The organism is Mesorhizobium sp. M0500 (assembly GCF_040321165.1).
GTDB lineage: Bacteria > Pseudomonadota > Alphaproteobacteria > Rhizobiales > Rhizobiaceae > Mesorhizobium.
Genome location: NZ_JAMYRB010000009.1, coordinates 174,379 through 193,465, shown reverse-complemented (window position 1 = coordinate 193,465; position 19,087 = coordinate 174,379). Strand labels below are relative to the sequence as shown.

The window sequence follows — 19,087 nt, the reverse complement described above, 5'->3', positions numbered from 1 at the left end:
GTGACCGGCGCGAGGAAGCACGATGTATCATCTGTTGCTTGTCTGCCTTGGTGGCGCGATCGGTGCAATGGCCCGCTTCTTCCTGTCCGGCTTCGTCGCCCGCCGGGTCGGCGAGACCTTTCCCTGGGGCACTATGGCCGTCAACGTCTCGGGAGCGTTTGCAATCGGTGTCGTTGCGCATGCGGTGGCGCGCGACGGCATGCCCGCCATCTGGGCCTTTACCGTTACCGGCGGCCTCGGCTGCTACACCACGGTTTCTTCCTTCAGCCTGCAGACGCTGGCGCTGGCGCGCGAGGGCGAATGGCGGCGCGCCGGCGGAAATGTGCTGCTTTCGGTTTTTCTGAGCCTCGGCGGCGTGACGCTGGGCTTTGCTGCGGGAAGTCTTCTGATTGGCGGCGGGGCGCCGTGAGCGGCCTGCGGAAGCTCCGCCACGACGGGACGGACACTGCGGCAGGGCATGCGGCGCGCCTCATTGGCCGTCGCAGAACCAACGAAACGGTTCGGCTCTATGCGACCGTAGCCGCAGGCAGCATGATCGGCGGTGTGTTGCGGGCGCTTGCCTCATCGACGAGCACTGCCCTGTGGGGCGCTGGATTTCCCTTCGGCACGCTCCTCGTCAACATTGTTGGCTCGTTCCTCATCGGCTTCTACGCGACATTGACGGGACCGGATGGTCGCGTCTTCGCCGGTCCGCTGCAACGTCAATTCTTCATGGCCGGCTTCTGCGGCGGCCTGACGACCTTCTCCGCTTTCAGCCTTGAAACACTCACCCTCGCGCAAGGCGGGAGGCTTGTGGCGGCGGGACTCAATATCGCGATCTCCGTGGTGGCCTGGCTTGCCGCCGTCTGGCTTGGCCACATCTTTGCAGTTCGGCTCAACCGGCTGAGAGGGTCCAGGCAATGAAGATACCAACCCAGGCACAATTGCTGCGCATATTTATCGGCGAAAACGACAAGGCAGATGGCCGTCCGCTGTATGAGGTTATCGTGCTGAGGGCCCGCGAAATGCAGATAGCCGGCGCGACCGTCCTGCGCGGCGCGATGGGGTTCGGCCATTCCAGCCGGCTTCACACCACGAAGATCCTCCGCCTGTCGGAGGATCTGCCACTCGTCATCGAGATCGTCGATGACGAGGAAAAATTGGCCGCTTTCCTGCCCGTGCTTGAAACAATCATGACAAGTGGTTTGATTACGCTGGAGAAAGTTCAGGTTCTGCAATATGGAACCGACAACGAATAACCGAGTGAGATTGCGGGTACCGGCGAATGCCGTTGCATGCCTGCAAAACGGCGATTGGAATCATGGCAGGCGTTGAACAGATCACAGTGGACGCCGGCGAGGCGGGCATGCGGCTCGACCGCTGGTTCAAGAGCCATTTCCCCGGTCTCGGTTTCGGTCATCTGCAGAAGCTGCTGCGTTCCGGCCAGATCCGCGTCGACGGCGGCAGGGTGAAGGCCGATACCCGCGTCGAAGCCGGCCAGACGGTCCGAGTGCCGCCGCTCGAAGTCGACAAGAAAGGTGAAAGCCCGCTCACCGGTCATTCGATCCGCAACCAGGGCGACGCCGACGTTTTGGCAAAGATGCTGATCCATGAGGACCCGAAGGTCTTCGTCTTCAACAAGCCGGCCGGCCTGGCGGTCCAGGGCGGCTCTGGCGTCACCCGCAATGTCGACGACATGCTGGAAGCCTGGCGCAACCAGAAGGGCGAGAAGCCGCGTCTGGTGCACCGGCTCGACCGCGACACGTCGGGTGTGCTGGTTGTCGCCCGTACAAGGCTCGCCGCCATGAGGCTCGCCGAAGCGTTCCGGGCGCGTGAGACGAAGAAAACCTACTGGGCGCTGGTCAAGGGCGTGCCGCCGAAGCGCGAGGACAAGATCTCGACCTGGCTGATCAAGGAACCGACGGCCGACGGCGATCGTGTGCGCATCGCCAAGCACGGCGAAAAGGGCGCCGATCACGCCGTGTCCTATTACCGCATCGTCGAGCAGGCGGCGCAGACCCTGTCCTGGCTGGAAATGGAACCCTATACCGGGCGCACCCACCAGCTTCGCGTCCATGCCGCCCATATCGGTTGCCCGATCATCGGCGACCCCAAATATTTCGAGGCCGACACCAATTGGGATTTTCCAGGCGGCATGCAGAACCGGCTGCATCTGCACGCGCGCCGCATCGTTATCCCGCATCCCGACAAGGGCTTTGTCGACGTCACCGCACCGATGCCGCCGCATATGCGCCAGAGCTGGAACCTGCTCGGTTTCGATGACGCGAGCGCGGAGGACTAGCGGCGGTGGGCGTCGCCACAGATACGCTCGACCGCCGTGACGCGGTCGATCTGGCGGCCGCCGTCATCATGGTCGGGCTGACCTTTTCGTGGGGCCTGAACTACGTTGCCGCCAAGATCTCCTATGCTGGCTACGACCCTGTTTTCCTGTCCATCGCCCGCTCGGTCATCGGCGGCCTGTGTGTTTTCGGCTGGTGCCGCTGGCGCGGCATTGCGCTGTTCACGCCCGACAAGACCGTCGTCGCCGGCATCCTGGCAGGCGCGCTTTTCGGTCTCGAGTTCCTGTTTCTCTATGTCGGGCTCGAGCACACCACTGTCGTGCGCAACACTTTGCTGGTCAACACCATGCCGTTCTGGATGCTGGTCGGCGGTCATTTCCTGCTGGGCGAAAGCATCACGGCGCGCAAGCTCATTGGTCTGCTGCTCGCTTTCGCCGGACTGATCGCGGTGTTTTCCGATAAACTGAGCGCCAATGGCGGCGCAACATTGGGCGGCGATTTGCTCAGTCTCGGTGCCGGCATTCTGTGGGCCGTGACCAATATCGTCATCAAGCGGTCGAAGCTGGTGACGGCCAGCGCCGAAAAGCTGCTGCTCTATCAGCTGGCCGGGGCCGCTGTCGTCGGCATTTTGGTGATGCCCTTTGCCGGGCCGCCCGTCCGCAGCTTTATCCTTCTGCCGACCTTGGCGCTGCTGTTCCAGGCCGTCTACGTTGTCGCGTTCACCTATGTGCTGTGGTTCTGGCTGCTGCGGCGCTACCCTGCATCTGGACTGTCGAGCTTCACCTTCCTGTCGCCGGTCTTCGGCGTGCTCTGCGGCGCCGTGTTCTTGAACGAGCCGCTGACCGTTCGTATCTTCCTGGCACTCGGCCTCATCGCCGCCGGTCTTATCATCGTCAACCGGCCGGCCCGAAAACAAAGTCCCGGATGAGCATGCGCGATATATTGAACGACCTCGAAGCTGGAAAGCAGCTCTCTGATCCAGACCCGGTGCGTCGCGCCCAGATCCAGATGAAGACGCCGCTGCCGAAGCGCTTCTACAAGACCGTCGCGGTAGCACCGGTCGAAGACGGTTTTGCCGTCCATCTCGATGGCAAGCCCGTCCGCACGCCGGCCAAGGCGCTGCTGGCGCTGCCGACCGAAAAGGCGGCTGCTCTCGTCGCCGAGGAATTCGCCGCACAGGAGGAGACCATCGACCCGGTGACGATGCCGGTGATGCGTCTGGTCAATACGGCAATCGATGGCGTCGCCAGTGATCCCCAGGCCGTGCTGGAGGACATCCTGCGCTTTGCCTCGTCCGATCTGCTCTGCTACCGCGCCGATGCGCCCCAAGGACTCGTCGACCGGCAGAACGAGCATTGGGATCCGGTCATCGACTGGGTGCGCAGCGCGCTCGGCGCCCGGTTCCATCTTGCCGAAGGCGTGATCCATGTCGAACAGCCGCGCGAGAGTATCGCGCTGCTTGGCCAGCATCTTGCCCAACGTGCCGATCCGCTGCGCCTTGCCGCCATCCACGTCATGACGTCGCTGACCGGATCGGCGCTGCTGGCGCTGGCCGTCGATGTCGGCGAGCTAGACGGCGAGGCGGCCTGGGCTGCCGGCCATGTCGACGAGGACTGGCAGGCCGAGCAATGGGGCCATGATGCCGAGGCGCTCGCGCGCCGCGCGGCCCGCAAGCGCGACATGATGGCGGCAGTCGGACTGCTCGACGCTCTCAAAGGCTGACGGCACTACCTGCGATTTCGCACTGCACATTAGACCAAAGTCATAATCCCAAAGGCGGTCTGCCTCTGGGCACTGCTTTCTGTCATTTTTTGCACTGATGGCTGCACTGAGTCTGCGTTGCGAGGAAACGCGGACGATGAAGTGCCGCATCGAGGACTGGCAGAATCACACGGGAGGATACGCTCATGGCAATGGCATCGACCGCCGGCAAAACAAGCCGCGGCATGACGCGCGAGGAGAAGAAGGTCATCTTTGCTTCCTCGCTCGGCACCATTTTCGAATGGTACGATTTCTATCTCTACGGTGCATTGGCGGCCGCGATCGGCACCGCATTCTTCAACTCCTATCCGGAAACAACGAGAAATATCTTCGTGCTTCTGGCGTTTGCCGCAGGCTTCATCGTTCGCCCGCTTGGTGCCCTGGTGTTCGGCCGCATCGGCGATCTCGTCGGCCGCAAGTACACATTTCTTGTCACCATCATGATCATGGGTCTGTCGACCTTCCTCGTCGGCGTGCTTCCCGGCTCCGCCAGTTGGGGCATTGCCGCGCCGATCATGCTGATTGCGCTCCGTCTGCTCCAGGGTCTGGCGCTTGGCGGCGAATATGGCGGCGCCGCGACCTACGTCGCCGAGCACGCTCCAGATGACCGCCGTGGCTTCTACACCTCATGGATCCAGACCACCGCAACGCTCGGCCTGTTCCTGTCGCTGATCGTGATTCTGATTGTGCAGAATTCCCTCAGCAAGGAAGATTTCACAGCTTGGGGCTGGCGCATTCCGTTCCTGGTTTCCGCGGTCCTGCTCGCCATCTCGGTCTGGATTCGCCTGTCACTTGCCGAGTCTCCGACCTTCCAGCGTATGAAGGCAGAGGGCAAAGGCTCCAAGGCACCCCTGTCCGAAGCCTTCGGCCAGTGGAAAAACGCCAAGATCGCATTGCTGGCGCTGCTTGGCCTTACCGCTGGCCAGGCCGTGGTCTGGTACAACGGCCAGTTCTACGCGCTGTTCTTCCTGCAGAACGTGCTCAAGGTCGATCCGCAGTCGGTCAATATCATGATCGCGATCGCGCTGGCGCTTGGCACCATCTTCTTCGTCGTATTCGGCTGGCTCTCCGACAAGATCGGCCGCAAACCGATCATCATGGCGGGTTTGGCGCTGGCGATCGTCACCACCTTTCCACTGTTCAAGGCACTGACCCGCGCCGCTAATCCCACTCTAGCTACCGCGCAGGAAAATGTTCGAGCAACCGTCACCGCCGCACCGGGCGACTGCAGTTTCCAATTCAATCTTACCGGAACATGGAAATTCACCAGCTCGTGCGATGTTGCCACGGCATTCCTTGCGAAGAGTTCCGTGCCATACGATGTGGTCACGACAGCCGCGCCCGGAACTGCTGCAACGGTCAAGATCGGCAACGAAACGGCTGAAGCCTATGACGCGGTCGCGGCTGGCGACCAGTTGAAGGCCAAGGACACAGCCTTCGGCAAGGCAATCAATATCGCCTTACAGGATGGAGGTTATCCTCTAAAGCGTGCGGCATCGAAAGTGGCCGACCAGAAGCTCGACGCTTTTGTGGCTGCCAATCCCGAGCTTAAACTCGATGCCACCGCGATTCGTGCCGGCGAAAAAACGACCGTCCCGACAGACAAGGCAGTCGCTGACAAGATCCTGACCAAGGAAGAAGCGGCTGGCGCAACCGAGGTGACAGTCTACAACATTCCCGCGTCCGGCGCTTTTGCCATGTTCGCGGATCCGGCACAGATCAACTGGCCGCTGACCATCGGCATCCTGTTCATCCTGGTTCTGTACGTGACCATGGTTTACGGGCCGATCGCTGCGATCCTGGTCGAGATGTTCCCGACCCGCATCCGCTACACCGGCATGTCGCTGCCTTATCATATTGGCAATGGCTGGTTTGGCGGTTTACTGCCGGTGACCGTCTTCGCGCTGAGCGCGGCTAAGGGCAACATCTATTACGGCCTCTGGTATCCGGTCGCCGTTGCAGCGATGTCGCTGATCATTGGCATGATCTTCGTCAGGGATACCCTCGGAACAGACCTGCACACCAAGCAGTAGCCGACCTGTCCCGGCTCAAGCAAAGCCCGGCGCGAGCGATCGCGCCGGGCTTTGCCAATTTATCAAATACGCGGACGGAGAAGCCTAGCTCTTCCGATCCTGTTTCGCTTCCTCGATCGCTGCCTCATGATACCAGGCACTTCCGAAATCCGTGCGGTTGCGCAAAGAAGCAAGTTCTGCCGCGAACTTAGCCTTTCCGCTTAAATTTGAGGCAGACACGCGCGCTGCCACCGGGAACATCAGGATTTTGGCCGACTGACGAGTGGAAGTGATTTCCATTGTCGGTTTCCTTTCTTCGACAGAACCTAGCCGATTCAACCTTTCCCCAAGATAGGTTCAGCAATCGAATTAGGCAATATGATTATAAAAAGATCACTAGTTGCACATTATTTATGCAAACTATGCTTGTGAGTGATCCCAGCGCACCTTGCAGCGGCCCGGCAATTTTGCGCCGATGCGACCTCACTTTGCCGCACCCGTCGCCGGCGAGAATGGCACACGAATTGCTTTTTGATAATCCGGCAGGTCGGCTGCTGGATAGGCCGGCCTGCTCCGGCGCCATCCAGGGTTCGGTGATCAAGCAACGAGAGGCTAGAATGACGAAATACAAGCTCGAGTACATTTGGCTCGATGGATACACCCCGGTTCCCAATCTTCGCGGAAAGACGCAGATCAAGGACTATGCCGAGTTTCCGACGCTCGACCAGCTTCCGCTGTGGGGCTTCGACGGTTCTTCGACCATGCAGGCCGAGGGCCACAGCTCCGATTGCGTTCTGAAGCCGGTCGCCGTCTACCCGGATCCGGCCCGCACCAATGGCGCGCTCGTTATGTGCGAGGTCATGATGCCCGATGGCGTGACGCCGCATGCCTCCAATAAGCGCGCCACCATCCTCGACGACGAGGGCGCCTGGTTCGGCTTCGAGCAGGAGTATTTCTTCTACAAGGACGGCCGCCCGCTCGGCTTCCCCGAGAGCGGCTATCCGGCGCCGCAAGGCCCGTACTATACCGGCGTCGGCTACAGCAATGTCGGCTCAGTCGCCAGGCAGATCGTCGAGGAGCATCTCGACCTTTGCCTTGCCGCCGGCATCAACCATGAAGGCATCAACGCCGAGGTGGCCAAAGGCCAGTGGGAATTCCAGATCTTCGGCAAGGGCTCCAAGAAGGCCGCCGACCAGATGTGGATGGCGCGCTATTTGTTGCAGCGCCTGACCGAGAAGTACGGCATCGATATCGAATATCACTGCAAGCCGCTCGGCGACACCGATTGGAACGGCTCCGGCATGCATGCCAACTTCTCGACCGCCTATATGCGCGAAGTCGGCGGCAAGGGCTATTTCGAGGCGCTGATGGCAGCCTTCGACAAAAACCTGATGGATCACATCGCCGTCTATGGGCCGGACAACGACAAGCGTTTGACCGGCAAGCACGAGACCGCGCCCTGGAACAGGTTCAGCTACGGCATCGCCGACCGCGGCGCCTCGATCCGCGTGCCGCATTCCTTTATCAATAACGGCTACAAGGGCTATCTCGAGGATCGCCGCCCGAACTCGCAGGGTGACCCCTACCAGATCGCCTCGCAGATATTGAAGACGATCGCCTCCGTCCCTACCAGCGCCGAAGTGTCGGCCGCGGCTTGAGCATTCGTCCCGGCGTAGACCTCAGGTCTGCGCCGTGACTTTCTCTCTGATCGCATCGCAATAAAAAACCCCGGCGTCTCCTCCGGGGTTTTTTTGTTGGCTGCAACGATCTGGATCAGACCGAATAGTACATATCGTATTCGACCGGATGCGGCGTCATTTCGAAGCGCATCACCTCGGCCATCTTAAGCTCGATGTAGCTGTCGATCTGGTCGTCGTCGAAGACGCCGCCGGCCTTCAGGAAGCCGCGGTCCTTGTCGAGGCTCTGCAAAGCCTCGCGCAGCGAGCCGCAGACGGTCGGGATTTTCTTCAATTCCTTCGGCGGCAGATCGTAGAGATCCTTGTCCATCGGCTGTCCCGGGTGGATCTTGTTCTTGATGCCGTCAAGGCCGGCCATCAGCATGGCGGCGAAGGCGAGATAGGGGTTCGCGCCCGGATCGGGGAAGCGGACCTCGACGCGCTTGGCCTTCGGCGACGAGCCGAACGGAATGCGGCACGAGGCCGAGCGGTTGCGTGCCGAATAGGCGAGCAGCACCGGCGCTTCATAGCCCGGCACCAGGCGCTTGTAGGAGTTGGTCAGCGGGTTGGTGAAGGCGTTGATCGCCTTCGCATGCTTGATGATGCCACCGATGTAGAACAGGCAGCTCTCGGACAGGCCGGCATATTCGTTGCCGGCGAAAGTCGGCTTTCCTTCCTTCCAGATCGACTGGTGGACATGCATGCCCGAGCCATTGTCGCCGAACACCGGCTTCGGCATGAAGGTGGCCGTCTTGCCATACGCATTGGCGACCTGGTGCACGACATATTTGTAGATCAGCATCTTGTCGGCGTTGCGGACCAGCGTGTCGAACTTGATGCCGAGCTCGTGCTGTGCGGCGGCCACTTCGTGGTGGTGCTTTTCGACGCGCACGCCCATCTCGGCGAGCACGGTGAGCATTTCCGAGCGCATGTCCTGCGCCGAATCGACCGGCGGCACCGGGAAATAACCGCCCTTGATGCGCGGCCGGTGACCGAGGTTGCCGGTCTCGTAGTCGGTATCGTCATTGGACGGCAGTTCGGTCGAATCCAGCCTGAAGCCGGTGTTGTAGGGATCGGCTTTGTACTTGACGTCGTCGAACACGAAGAACTCGGCTTCAGGACCGACGAAGATCTGGTCGCCGATGCCTTCGGCCTTCATGTAGGCCTCGGCTTTTTTAGCGGTGCCGCGCGGGTCGCGATTGTAGGACTCCCCGGAGATCGGATCGAGGATGTCGCACAGGATGACCATGGTCGACTGCGCGAAGAACGGGTCCATATGCACCGTATCGGAATCCGGCATCAGCACCATGTCGGACTCGTTGATCGCCTTCCAGCCTGCGATCGAGGAACCATCGAACATGACGCCATCGGCAAACATGTCTTCCTCGACCTCGACGACATCCATCGTAACGTGCTGCAGTTTGCCCTTCGGATCGGTGAAGCGCAGATCGACGAACTTAACGTCGTTGTCCTTGATCTGCTTCATGATGTCTTTGGCTGTCGTCATGTCCCTGCTTCCCTATGTGATGACGTTTTGAACATGGCCTTTTAACGGGAAAATTCAGACGGCGTCCATGCCGGTTTCGCCGGTGCGAATGCGCACCACTTCCTCGATATTGGAGACGAAGATCTTACCGTCGCCGATGCGGCCGGTCTGGGCCGCCTTGCGGATGGCTTCGATCGCGGCTTCGACCGCATCGTCGCCGAGCACGACTTCGATTTTCACCTTCGGCAGGAAGTCGACGACATATTCGGCGCCGCGATAAAGCTCGGTATGGCCCTTCTGGCGGCCAAACCCTTTGGCCTCGGTAACGGTGATACCTTGCAGGCCGGCCTCCTGAAGCGCTTCCTTCACTTCGTCTAGCTTGAACGGCTTGATGATCGCTTCGATCTTTTTCATGTAAAAAGTGGCCTCCACTGCCAAAAAAGACGGGTTGTGAGCCCCGCTTGCGCCTCAATCAAGCACGAACTGTGCCAATTGATGGGGCGCCGAACGGCCTCACATGATTTGGATACCATGCCACGCGGGAATGTACATTCGCGTCATTCGCAGCGTTGGATGCGCCATGAATGCCGCGAGCCTACACACCGCCGGTCCTGCCGTCCGCACAAAAATTGGGCAGATCGGGTATTTCATGGGCAGCTGCGCGCCGTCGTCCCGAACGATGTACGCCGCCAAATTGCTTGGGGACCTTCGTTGTTTGCGTCGGATCAAAAACTGGACAATGCTTGGGGAAATGATGTGCATGTCGCCCGCATGAGCAATGAGCTTCTGTCTCCGTCCGACATAGCCGAGGCCGACCGGCTGGCGATTGCCGCTGGTCCATTCGACGGCATCGGCCTGATGCGCAATGCCGGTGCTGCGGTTGCTGCCGTAGTACTCAAGCGCTACCCGAACGCAACGCGCGTCCACGTGCTTTGCGGCCCCGGCAACAATGGCGGCGACGGCTATGTCGTGGCGCGCATCCTTCGGGAGAGCGCCGTCGACGTTTCGGTATGGGCGTCCGGATCGCCTAAAGGAGGCAGCGATGCAGCAGTCGCTGCCTCGGAGTGTCCGGTTGAAGCTCGGCCGCTGTCGGATTTCGTTGCCGAGACGGGCTCGATCGTGGTCGATGCGCTTTACGGGGCGGGGCTGTCCAAGCCGCTATCCGGCGACCCCGCCAAGGCGATCGACAATGTGGCGGAGTTGAATTCGCCGGTCGTCGCGGTCGACCTGCCGTCGGGCGTCTCCGGTGAGAGCGGCAATGTCCTCGGTCAGGCTTTCCACGCCCGAATCACCGTGACCTTTGCGCGAAAAAAGCCAGGCCATCTTTTGTTGCCGGGGCGCGAGCTGTGCGGCGAAATCGTGCTCGCTGATATCGGCATAAGCGACAGTGTTGTTGCGCAGCTTGAACCACGAACATTCGAGAACATTCCGGCGCTCTGGCTTGGCCGCTTTCCGGTTCCGGCCGTCGACGCCCATAAGTATAAACGCGGCCATGTCGGCGTCTTTTCCGGCGGGCCGTCGGCGACGGGTGCTGCGCGGCTGTCGGCGCTTGCCGCGGCCAGGAGCGGGGCAGGGGCCGTCACCTTGCTGTCGCCGGCGAACGCCATCCATGTGAACGCGGCGCATCTGACCTCGATCATGCTGCGCAAGCTAGACACTGTCGCGGATGTGGACGAATTCGTCGGCAGCCGCCGGCCATCGGCCTTCGTGCTCGGCCCGGGATTTGGCATTGGTGAGAAGACGCGCGAATTCGCCCTGGCCGTGCTGAATGGCGCCCATGGGCAGGGCGGCGGGATTGAGGGCTTGGTGCTCGACGCCGACGGCGTCACCTCGTTTCGCGACGCGCCGGATGCCCTGTTCGAAGCCGCCAGCCGGCCGAGCGCGCCGGCTCTGGTGATGACGCCGCATGACGGCGAATTCGCCAGGCTTTTTTCAGATATCGCCGAGGACAAGGACCTGTCCAAACTCGCCAAGGCACGCGCCGCAGCCGAACGGGCCAACGCCACTCTCGTCTACAAGGGTGCCGACACTGTGATTGCGGCCCCCGATGGCCGGGCAGCGATCAACGGCAATGGCGCGCCTTGGCTGGCCACCGCCGGTTCGGGCGACGTGCTGTCGGGTATCATCGCCGCGCTGCTGGCGCAGGGCATGCCGGCCTTTGAAGCGGCCTGTGCGGCAGTCTGGATCCATGCCGAGGCCGGCAGCCGTTTCGGGCCGGGGCTGATCGCCGAGGACCTGCCGCTGGCGCTGGTGCCGGTCCTGCGCGAGCTTATCGAAAGTCGCGGGATAGCTGCCGAATGAACCGCATGTTCACGCTGCTCGTTGCGATCGTCAGCGCCGTATTCATGGCGCAGGCTGCGAACGCCGAAACTCCGCTGACGATCGTCGACGACCCGGCCGTTCTCGCCGCTCTCGACAGCAACGGTTACGGGTTCGCCGGCATTTTAGGCGTCGATGGCAAGGGCGATTTGAAGACGCTTTACGACAAGGCGCCGGCCTATCACGCGATCGTCGAAACGATTGCAAGCGACGTCGCAGCATTGCGGGCCGAGATGAAGGCCGGCGGTCGGCCGCTCTACGAGGTGACCGACGGCAATGTTGGCCGCGTCATGGACATGCGCTGGCTGAGGACCGATGCCGCGCGCTTCCGCCTCGTCGGCGTAGTCAACCGGCTCGACCGGCGCGACTTCGCCGCGCTGCAAGGCGATACGAGTTGCGGCGAAGTGCGCTTCGTCTATCGCTTATCCTATAGTTTCAAGAAAAACGGCAAGGTTCTGGGCTCGCGCCTGCCGTTCAATTTCAGTGCCGTCTACAATGCCGCGCCGGATGCCGATGGCGGTTGTGTCGGCGTCGCCGGGCGCTGGGCACCACAGCTCGACGAGAACGTCGATGCCGGCTGGCTGATCGGTGGGCCGCTGGACAGGGCGGCGCTCACCTTCAAGCAGCTCGAGCTCAATGCGCAAGTGGTGCGCTTCCCCTCCGGCCAGGAGACCGAATTCGGCGGGCAGGCTGCCTATCTCATGCGAATTTTCGGCATCGATGGCGTGGCTGCCAGCGAAAAGCCGCTGGAAAACACGCCCGATGCGGCACGCCTTGCCGAAGACGTCGCGCTGAAAGCAAGACTTGCGGACTATGTCCGCACCAGTGTCGCGGCGGTCGATCTCGGCGTCTACCAAATCCCCGATGAATTCTTGGCAAGGAAGGTCATTTCGTGGTCGACCTTCGGCAGTGCGAGGCAGGCCAACCACCTGTTCACGCCACTGTTCCAGTCCGCGGATTTCGCTGGTGTCGATTTCTCTGCGCTGAAGCTGGTGCGCACGCCGGAGGCACTGGTCGAGCGGCTGGACAACGGCGCCTGCCAGGGCTGCCATCAGGCGGGCTCGACCGCCGGCTTCCATTTCATCGGCCTGGACGACAAGACGACCTCGCCGCTCAACCGCATCGAGGTCGGCATCTCCCCGCATCTCCACGCCGACATCCCGCGCCGCGTCGCCTGGCTGCGCGCGACTGCCGACGGCAAGGAACCGAACCGCTTTCGCCCGTTATCGTTCGCGCCGCCGGCGACCTGGAACGATGCCGGCGAAATCGCCTATTCGCCGGCCGAGATGGCGATGCCGTGCCTGATGCCACAGGATGCGGCCCGCTTCGGCGCAACATGGCAATGCGGCGCCGGCACCGTCTGCACGCAGCTGGCAACCGCGTCCGGCGTACGCACCAAGCTGGCGCAATGCCTGTTGCCCAAGCACAGCGAAGAGATGTTCTCCGGCCATCCGTGCCTGACCGGCTCGATCGCCAGCAACCCGGCACAGCCTTTCAATGACCGCTATACCATCACCGGTCAGTTCGCGGCGTTCGCGCCAAGCATTTCGCGCGCCGCCTACACCTGCCGACCGCCGAAGATCGGTGTGCCGGCGGGTATCGCCTATCGCGGCTGCGACGACCGGGATCGCAGCTTTGCCGCCTTCAAGACGGGCAAGCCGATGCCCAACGAGATCTGCGGGCTCGTCGGCGGCAAGAAATTCGACACCTGCGTGGCGACCAATAATTTCGACCAGTGCCTCGGCGGCGCTGTCAATCGCGGTAATCGTCCCGCCTGTTCGGCCGACCATTTCTGCCGCGAGGATTACATGTGCCAGTCGCTGCCGCCCGATACGCCCGGCCTCGGCAAGGTGAAAGGTATCGGCTTCTGCTCGCCGACCTATTTTATCTTCCAGATGCGCATCGACAATCACGCCACGCCATGGTCGGGCGCCGTCCGCGCGACGATGGGAGCCGGATTCGGCGCGGCGGAAGCGGAATAGCCTGCGCCGACTGGGCATTAGCCGCTATAGTTTCAGGTGGATAGCTATCGATCGAGATAGTCGGCGATCTTCGATGTCCATTCGCCGTCGAAATGCCGGACATGTTCGGCGACGATCTCATCGCTCAGCAGGCTCGACAAGGCGGAAACCAGAACTGGTTCTATCTCTGGAGCCGAGCTAAATCCAAGAGCAGTCAAACGTTCGGACCAGGGCGGATGATCCGCGCTTTCGTTATCTGGCGCGTCCCAGGCCTTTTGCGCATATTCTTGCAGGATGGGAAGCCTCGACAGGTGACTGGCGGCCGCCAGAACTCTTTCAAGTGGTGGACGAGGCGGTACCATGGTGCCAAGCAGTTCACGTTTAAGCGGAATATACACTTGGTCATCGAAGAACGTACTGGCAGCACCGATCAGCAGCAGGGCGCGCGCCGTTTCATGTGCATCGCCGGACATCGCTGCATGACGATCTGCGTCAATTTCCGCCCGCCGCGACAACCGTATTTCTTCGCGCTCCAGCGTGCGCGACAGCGGGCCAAGCATCCAGTAGAACAGGCTGCCTGAAACGGTTTTTCCCGGTGGGGCGAAGTCGAAGATTAGATCGAAGCTCTTTTCGAGTTCGGCCAGGTTGAGCCCGCCATTTGTATCTTTATTTTTCAGATGGGCGTCCTCATGGGCCAAGATCGCCGCAAACCCCTTTTGGTCGGTCGCTGCGAGCAGCGGCAGGCCCACGGTGAGAATTGCCCTGCGACCAAGCAGGCCCAGAAACGGCCGCTCTTCACCGATGCTAGCGTTGAGATCGTCGCTCAGGATGATGCTCGTGCGGCTGGCGCGGTGTTTGCCGGCAATACTCTCCCAGACGGCCCACAATTTCGGGGCTGATTCCCGAGTAATCCCGTCCACCTTGCTGCGTCGAAAACCGGCGAACAATGTCCCGATCAACAGAACGATGGCCAGCATCGCGGCCGGGATCGCAACAACGCCAGTCGCGATGACAGCGAGCGGATAGCAATCGAGGAACCAGAACCACAGGAGTATTGGGCAAAACAGCGGCAGGGCGAAGAGCAGGATGGCAAACCTGCCGAAACGCGCTCCTACATAGAGGACCAGGCGCGACATCAACCCCTCACAGCGGAATATTGTCGTGTTTCTTCCAGGGGTTCTGCATGTCCTTGTTACGCAGCATCCTGAGCGCACGTGCAATGCGCCGGCGGGTCGAATGCGGCATGATCACCTCGTCGACATAGCCGCGCTCGGCGGCAACGAAGGGGGACAGGAAGCGATCCTCGTAAGCTTTTGTATGTGCCGCGATCTTTTCCGCGTCGCCGATGTCCTTGCGGTAGATGATCTCGACCGCGCCCCTGGCGCCCATCACCGCGATCTGCGCCGTCGGCCAGGCATAGTTCATGTCGCCGCGCAGATGCTTCGAGGCCATCACGTCATAGGCGCCGCCATAGGCCTTTCTGGTGATGACGGTGATCTTTGGCACGGTCGCTTCGGCATAGGCGAACAGAAGCTTGGCGCCGTGCTTGATCAACCCACCATATTCCTGCGCGGTGCCGGGCAGGAAGCCCGGCACGTCGACGAAGGTGACGATCGGGATCGAGAAGCAGTCGCAGAATCGCACGAAACGAGCCGCCTTGCGGCTGGCATCCGAATCGAGCACGCCGGCCAGCACCATCGGCTGGTTGGCGACGAAGCCGACGGTGCGGCCCTCGATACGGCCGAAGCCGGTGACGATGTTTTTCGCAAAATTCTGCTGGATCTCGAAGAAGTCACCCTCGTCGGCAACTTTAAGGATCAACTCTTTGATGTCGTAGGGTTTGTTGGCATTGTCGGGGATCAGCCTGTCGAGCGACAGATCGTGATCGGTGACCGACTGGTAGCATTCGATCTCGGGAATTTCCGCCGTGTTGGAAGCGGGCAGCAGATCGACCAGCCGGCGCATCTGCAGCAGCGCCTCGACGTCATTGTCGTAGGCTCCGTCGGCGATCGAGGACTTCGTCGTGTGGATAGAAGCGCCGCCGAGGCTTTCGGCGGTGACCGTCTCGTTGGTGACGGTCTTCACCACATCCGGCCCGGTGACGAACATGTAGGAGGTTTCGCGAACCATGAAGATGAAGTCAGTCATCGCCGGCGAATAGACATCGCCGCCGGCGCAGGGGCCCATGATCAGTGAAATCTGCGGGATGACGCCAGAGGCCAGTACATTGCGCTGGAAGATCTCGGCATAGCCGCCGAGCGCCGCCACGCCTTCCTGGATGCGGGCGCCGCCGGCGTCGTAAAGGCCGATGATCGGCGCGCGATTGCGCAGCGCCATCTCCTGGACCTTGACCACCTTTTCGGCATGCGCCTCGGACAGCGAGCCGCCGAACACGGTGAAATCCTTGGCGAAAAGATAGACCGGGCGACCGTTGACGGTGCCCCAGCCGGTAACGACGCCGTCGCCGGCGATCTTGGTTTTCTCCATGCCGAAATCGGTCGAGCGGTGCTCGACATACATGTCGAACTCCTCGAACGAGCCCTCGTCGAGAAAGACGTCTATGCGTTCGCGGGCGGTCAGCTTGCCCTTCTTGTGCTGGGCGTCGATGCGGGCCTGGCCGCCGCCCATGCGGGCGATCTCGCGGCGGCGCTCGAGTTCCTTCAGCACGTCCTTCATGACCGGTCCCCGAAACGGAAAGCTGCATTGTGGTAATCATGCCCGCGAGAGAGCGCAAGCGCCGCTTCCTCATGGCTTTTGCTGCGCTGCAGCATCGGGCCCCTTGCATTTCGATGGGAACTGGGCCATATGCGGCGGCATAGGCGCTTGGGCCGGGATAATCCGGCCTTCTCGACGAATGAGACTGGTTGCGTCTGTTTTCCCTCTTCCCGACAGATCGGCAAGGTGGCGAAAAAGCCCCGTGGCATGATGCCTGCGGGCACGACAGCGCAGCCGTGCGGACGATAATGTCCGCCCGCCTTGTCGTTTCATGACAATTTTCGACGGCAGGTTGCGCCCTGCCGCCCATTGATGTTTGCGGCCAGGAGCCGCATGAAAGAAGAATATTTTGACCAATGAAAACACTTTGACCGGTAAGGACACTGGGGAACTGAACGGTTTCGCCGCACTTGGAATTACCGGCGCACTGCTCAAGGCCACCAATGCCGCCGGCTTTACCGATCCGAAGCCGATCCAGGCCCAGGCGATCCCGCCGCAGCTCGAAGGCCGCGACATTTTCGGCATCGCCCAGACCGGCTCGGGCAAGACGGCGGCGTTCGCGCTGCCGATCCTGTCGAAGATCATCGCACTTGGCACCAAGCGCCGGCCGAAGACGGCCCGCGCGCTGATCCTGGCGCCGACACGTGAACTCGCGGTGCAGATCGAGGAGATGATCAAGCTGCTCGCCAAGGGCGCGCATGTATCGACCGCGCTCGTGCTGGGCGGCGTCTCGCGCTTCAGCCAGGTGAAGAAGGTTGCGCCCGGCGTCGACATCCTGATCGCAACGCCCGGTCGGCTGACCGACCTTGTGCGTGAAGGCGACCTGATGCTTGCCGACACCAAATGGCTGGTGCTCGACGAAGGCGACCGCATGCTCGACATGGGCTTCATCAACGACGTGAAGCGCATCGCCAAGGCGACGGCGCCGGACCGTCAGACGGTGCTGTTCTCGGCGACTATGCCGGCCGAGATCGCCGAACTGGCGAAAGGCCTGCTGAAGAACCCGATCCGCGTCGAAGTCGCTCCTCACAGCACCGCGGCAGCCGAGATCGTGCAGGGTGTCGTCTTTGCCCGCACCAAGCAGAAGCGCCAGGTGCTGGCCAACATGCTTGCCGATGAGGCGATGAAGTCCGTCATCATCTTCTCGCGCACCAAGCATGGCGCCGACAGGGTGACCAAGGATCTCGAGCGCGACGGCTTCAAGGCCGCCGTCATCCACGGCAACAAGTCGCAGAATGCCCGTCAGAAGGCACTCAACGATTTCCGTGAGGGTTCGGTGCGCATTCTCGTGGCGACCGACATTGCGGCACGCGGCATCGACGTGCCCGGCATCAGCCATGTGGTGAATTTCGACCTGCCGGACGAGGCGGAGAGCTATGTCCACCGCATCGGCCGCACCGGCCGCAACGGCATGGACGGCATCGCCATCACACTCTGCGACCCGTCTGAAAACAGCAAGCTGCGTCAGGTCGAGCGCATCATCCGCACCAAGCTGCCGATCGTTGCCGACCATCTCGGCAGCCCCGATCCGCAGCGCAATCCCGCCGAGAAGAACGAGCGCAGCTTCGAACCGGCCAATGATCGCAACGACCGCAATGGCCGTCGCGACGGCAGGCGGCCCGGCGGCGCAAACAATGGCTTCGGCAAGAAGCGGTTCGGCGACAAGCCGGCCTTTGCGGGCGAGCGCAAGCCGGAAGGCGCCAAGCCCTTCAAGGGCAATAACAAGCGCCGCTTCGGCGGCAAGCGGCCAGCAGCGCGGGCCGCATAATCTGACCGTGTTGCGGTCGGCCAAGCCTGGCTTGGTCACACACGATTGAAGAGGGCGACCGGAGCGATGCTTCGGTCGCCCTCTTGCTTGGGGGCCTTTGGTTCACTTTACCACCGCCTCGATCCACACGACGATCCGCTGCGCGAGGAAAGTCGTGGTCGATGGCGACAGCGCGTCGCCGGCAATGACGTGGTTGTCCGGGTCGCCGGTATCGTCGACCGGCATCAATTCATGTGCGGCGCCCCAGCGACCCGCAAGTACGATCGCTCGCCCATCACCGATCCTACTCGACTGGCGGCTTGCGGTCGAAATTCAGCGGCCGCGCATTCCACCGGGTGACCGTGCTGATCACCCATCGGCAGAACGGCCTCGGCAGCATCCTGAGCAGCTTCAGCGTCCAACTCAGGCGGCGTGGGAAAGTGACTTCGAAGCCGCCGTATTCGATGCCTTGCGCGATGCGGCGCGAGGCCAGATTGACCGGCATCAAGCCCGGCATCGGCAGGAAGTTCTTTTCGGTCAGCCGCGTGTCGACAAAGCCCGGATTAATCACCTGGATGCGGACGTTCATCTTGTCGAAATCGTATTTCAGCGACTCGGCCAGGATATTGACTGCCGCCTTGGTGCCGCCATAGGCGGCGGTGGTGGGCCAGCCGAAATAGGCGGTGACCGAACCGATCAGCACGACATGGCCGCGCGAGCGCACGCGCATGCGTTCGATGACCGGCAGCAGGCCATTGATGATGCCAAAATAATTGACTTCGAAAGACCGACGGAAATTGCGCGCCACAAGATCCTCGCCCGGCGTTGCGATATAGCTTCCAGCGTTGAACACTGCCAACACGATCGGACCGAGATCTTTCTCGATCGCTGCAACCGTCTTCGCCATGCGTTTTTCGTCGGTCACGTCGCAAGGATAGGCTGCGACACGGCCCGCCATCTGCGCCGTTTCGACGATGAGCGTATCGATCGGATGGTCATCTGGCGCAGTCACCGCGACGACATAGCCCCGAGCGGCAAGATCCTTGGCCAGCGAACGGCCGATACCGCTGCTGCCGCCCGTAATCCAGGCGACGCCATGCTTCGGATTGGCCCGATAGAGTGTCATGTTGC

At 61.7% G+C, this 19,087-nt stretch carries 17 protein-coding genes and 1 pseudogene; 11 read left to right on the top strand and 7 right to left on the bottom strand.

What is annotated here, in order from left to right:
- The first annotated feature begins 22 nt into the window (after positions 1-22).
- The 7 genes from crcB (NKI70_RS18830) to NKI70_RS18800 all read left to right on the top strand — a co-directional run bounded on the left by crcB (NKI70_RS18830) (position 23) and on the right by NKI70_RS18800 (position 6,073).
- Positions 23-409: a fluoride efflux transporter CrcB gene (gene crcB / locus NKI70_RS18830; protein ID WP_352593858.1), complete on the top strand. Its 387-nt coding sequence runs from the start codon at positions 23-25 to the stop codon at positions 407-409.
- A gap of 122 nt (positions 410-531) precedes the next feature.
- Positions 532-903, top strand: a complete 372-nt coding sequence (gene crcB / locus NKI70_RS18825; RefSeq protein ID WP_245274632.1) for a fluoride efflux transporter CrcB — start codon at positions 532-534, stop codon at positions 901-903.
- Complete coding sequence (locus NKI70_RS18820) at positions 900-1,238, top strand: DUF190 domain-containing protein (RefSeq protein WP_254817158.1); 339 nt, start codon at positions 900-902, stop codon at positions 1,236-1,238. Before crcB (NKI70_RS18825) ends, NKI70_RS18820 begins: the two co-directional genes overlap by 4 nt.
- A 62-nt stretch (positions 1,239-1,300) precedes the next feature.
- The gene (locus NKI70_RS18815) at positions 1,301-2,281 is read left to right on the top strand and encodes an RluA family pseudouridine synthase (RefSeq protein ID WP_352698806.1); all 981 of its coding nucleotides are present in this window, start codon (positions 1,301-1,303) and stop codon (positions 2,279-2,281) included.
- 68 nt (positions 2,282-2,349) lie between these two features.
- Positions 2,350-3,207, top strand: a complete 858-nt coding sequence (locus NKI70_RS18810) for a DMT family transporter (protein ID WP_502897768.1) — start codon at positions 2,350-2,352, stop codon at positions 3,205-3,207.
- A gap of 2 nt (positions 3,208-3,209) precedes the next feature.
- The gene (locus NKI70_RS18805) at positions 3,210-4,001 is read left to right on the top strand and encodes an ATP12 family chaperone protein (RefSeq protein WP_352698810.1); all 792 of its coding nucleotides are present in this window, start codon (positions 3,210-3,212) and stop codon (positions 3,999-4,001) included.
- Positions 4,002-4,186: 185 nt separating this feature from the next.
- On the top strand, positions 4,187-6,073 hold the full coding sequence (locus NKI70_RS18800; protein ID WP_352568580.1) for an MFS transporter: 1,887 nt from the start codon (positions 4,187-4,189) through the stop codon (positions 6,071-6,073).
- Positions 6,074-6,157: 84 nt separating this feature from the next.
- On the opposite strand, the gene NKI70_RS18795 is transcribed toward NKI70_RS18800, so the two are convergent.
- A complete protein-coding gene (locus tag NKI70_RS18795) occupies positions 6,158-6,352 on the bottom strand; it encodes a DUF2735 domain-containing protein (RefSeq protein ID WP_352568581.1) in 195 nt (64 codons plus the stop codon).
- 317 nt (positions 6,353-6,669) lie between these two features.
- On the opposite strand from NKI70_RS18795, the gene NKI70_RS18790 reads away from it, so the two are divergent.
- Positions 6,670-7,710 carry a glutamine synthetase beta-grasp domain-containing protein gene (locus NKI70_RS18790; protein WP_023675116.1) on the top strand — a complete coding sequence of 347 codons (1,041 nt, stop codon included), beginning with the start codon at positions 6,670-6,672 and terminating at the stop codon, positions 7,708-7,710.
- Between the two features lie 115 nt (positions 7,711-7,825).
- Here NKI70_RS18790 and glnA read toward each other — a convergent pair whose 3' ends face one another.
- Together glnA and NKI70_RS18780 are read right to left on the bottom strand one after the other, a co-directional pair.
- Positions 7,826-9,235, bottom strand: coding sequence for a type I glutamate--ammonia ligase (gene glnA, locus NKI70_RS18785; RefSeq protein ID WP_023675115.1), 1,410 nt, complete (start codon positions 9,233-9,235; stop codon positions 7,826-7,828).
- 54 nt (positions 9,236-9,289) lie between these two features.
- Positions 9,290-9,628, bottom strand: coding sequence for a P-II family nitrogen regulator (locus NKI70_RS18780; RefSeq protein ID WP_019857988.1), 339 nt, complete (start codon positions 9,626-9,628; stop codon positions 9,290-9,292).
- A gap of 357 nt (positions 9,629-9,985) precedes the next feature.
- Between NKI70_RS18780 and NKI70_RS18775 the strand changes: the two genes are divergently transcribed.
- Together NKI70_RS18775 and NKI70_RS18770 are read left to right on the top strand one after the other, a co-directional pair.
- Positions 9,986-11,515: an NAD(P)H-hydrate dehydratase gene (locus NKI70_RS18775; protein WP_352698812.1), complete on the top strand. Its 1,530-nt coding sequence runs from the start codon at positions 9,986-9,988 to the stop codon at positions 11,513-11,515.
- Positions 11,512-13,515, top strand: a complete 2,004-nt coding sequence (locus tag NKI70_RS18770) for a hypothetical protein (protein ID WP_352698814.1) — start codon at positions 11,512-11,514, stop codon at positions 13,513-13,515. Before NKI70_RS18775 ends, NKI70_RS18770 begins: the two co-directional genes overlap by 4 nt.
- Positions 13,516-13,559: 44 nt before the next feature.
- Here the strand turns inward: NKI70_RS18770 and NKI70_RS18765 are convergent, their stop codons facing one another.
- Both NKI70_RS18765 and NKI70_RS18760 read right to left on the bottom strand, forming a co-directional pair.
- The gene (locus NKI70_RS18765; RefSeq protein WP_352698816.1) at positions 13,560-14,630 is read right to left on the bottom strand and encodes a M48 family metallopeptidase; all 1,071 of its coding nucleotides are present in this window, start codon (positions 14,628-14,630) and stop codon (positions 13,560-13,562) included.
- A 7-nt stretch (positions 14,631-14,637) separates the two neighbouring features.
- Positions 14,638-16,170 (bottom strand): acyl-CoA carboxylase subunit beta, encoded by a 1,533-nt coding sequence (locus NKI70_RS18760; protein WP_352471824.1) that lies wholly within the window; start codon positions 16,168-16,170, stop codon positions 14,638-14,640.
- 388 nt (positions 16,171-16,558) lie between these two features.
- Here NKI70_RS18760 and NKI70_RS18755 point away from each other — a divergent pair, with 388 nt between their 5' ends.
- Complete coding sequence (locus tag NKI70_RS18755) at positions 16,559-17,977, top strand: DEAD/DEAH box helicase (protein ID WP_352698818.1); 1,419 nt, start codon at positions 16,559-16,561, stop codon at positions 17,975-17,977.
- 102 nt (positions 17,978-18,079) lie between these two features.
- Here the strand turns inward: NKI70_RS18755 and NKI70_RS18750 are convergent.
- Together NKI70_RS18750 and NKI70_RS18745 are read right to left on the bottom strand one after the other, a co-directional pair.
- Positions 18,080-18,235, bottom strand: a pseudogene (locus NKI70_RS18750) (alpha/beta hydrolase); the annotation flags it as partial.
- Between the two features lie 25 nt (positions 18,236-18,260).
- Complete coding sequence (locus NKI70_RS18745) at positions 18,261-19,082, bottom strand: SDR family oxidoreductase (protein ID WP_352457508.1); 822 nt, start codon at positions 19,080-19,082, stop codon at positions 18,261-18,263.
- Between the last annotated feature and the right edge of the window lie 5 nt (positions 19,083-19,087).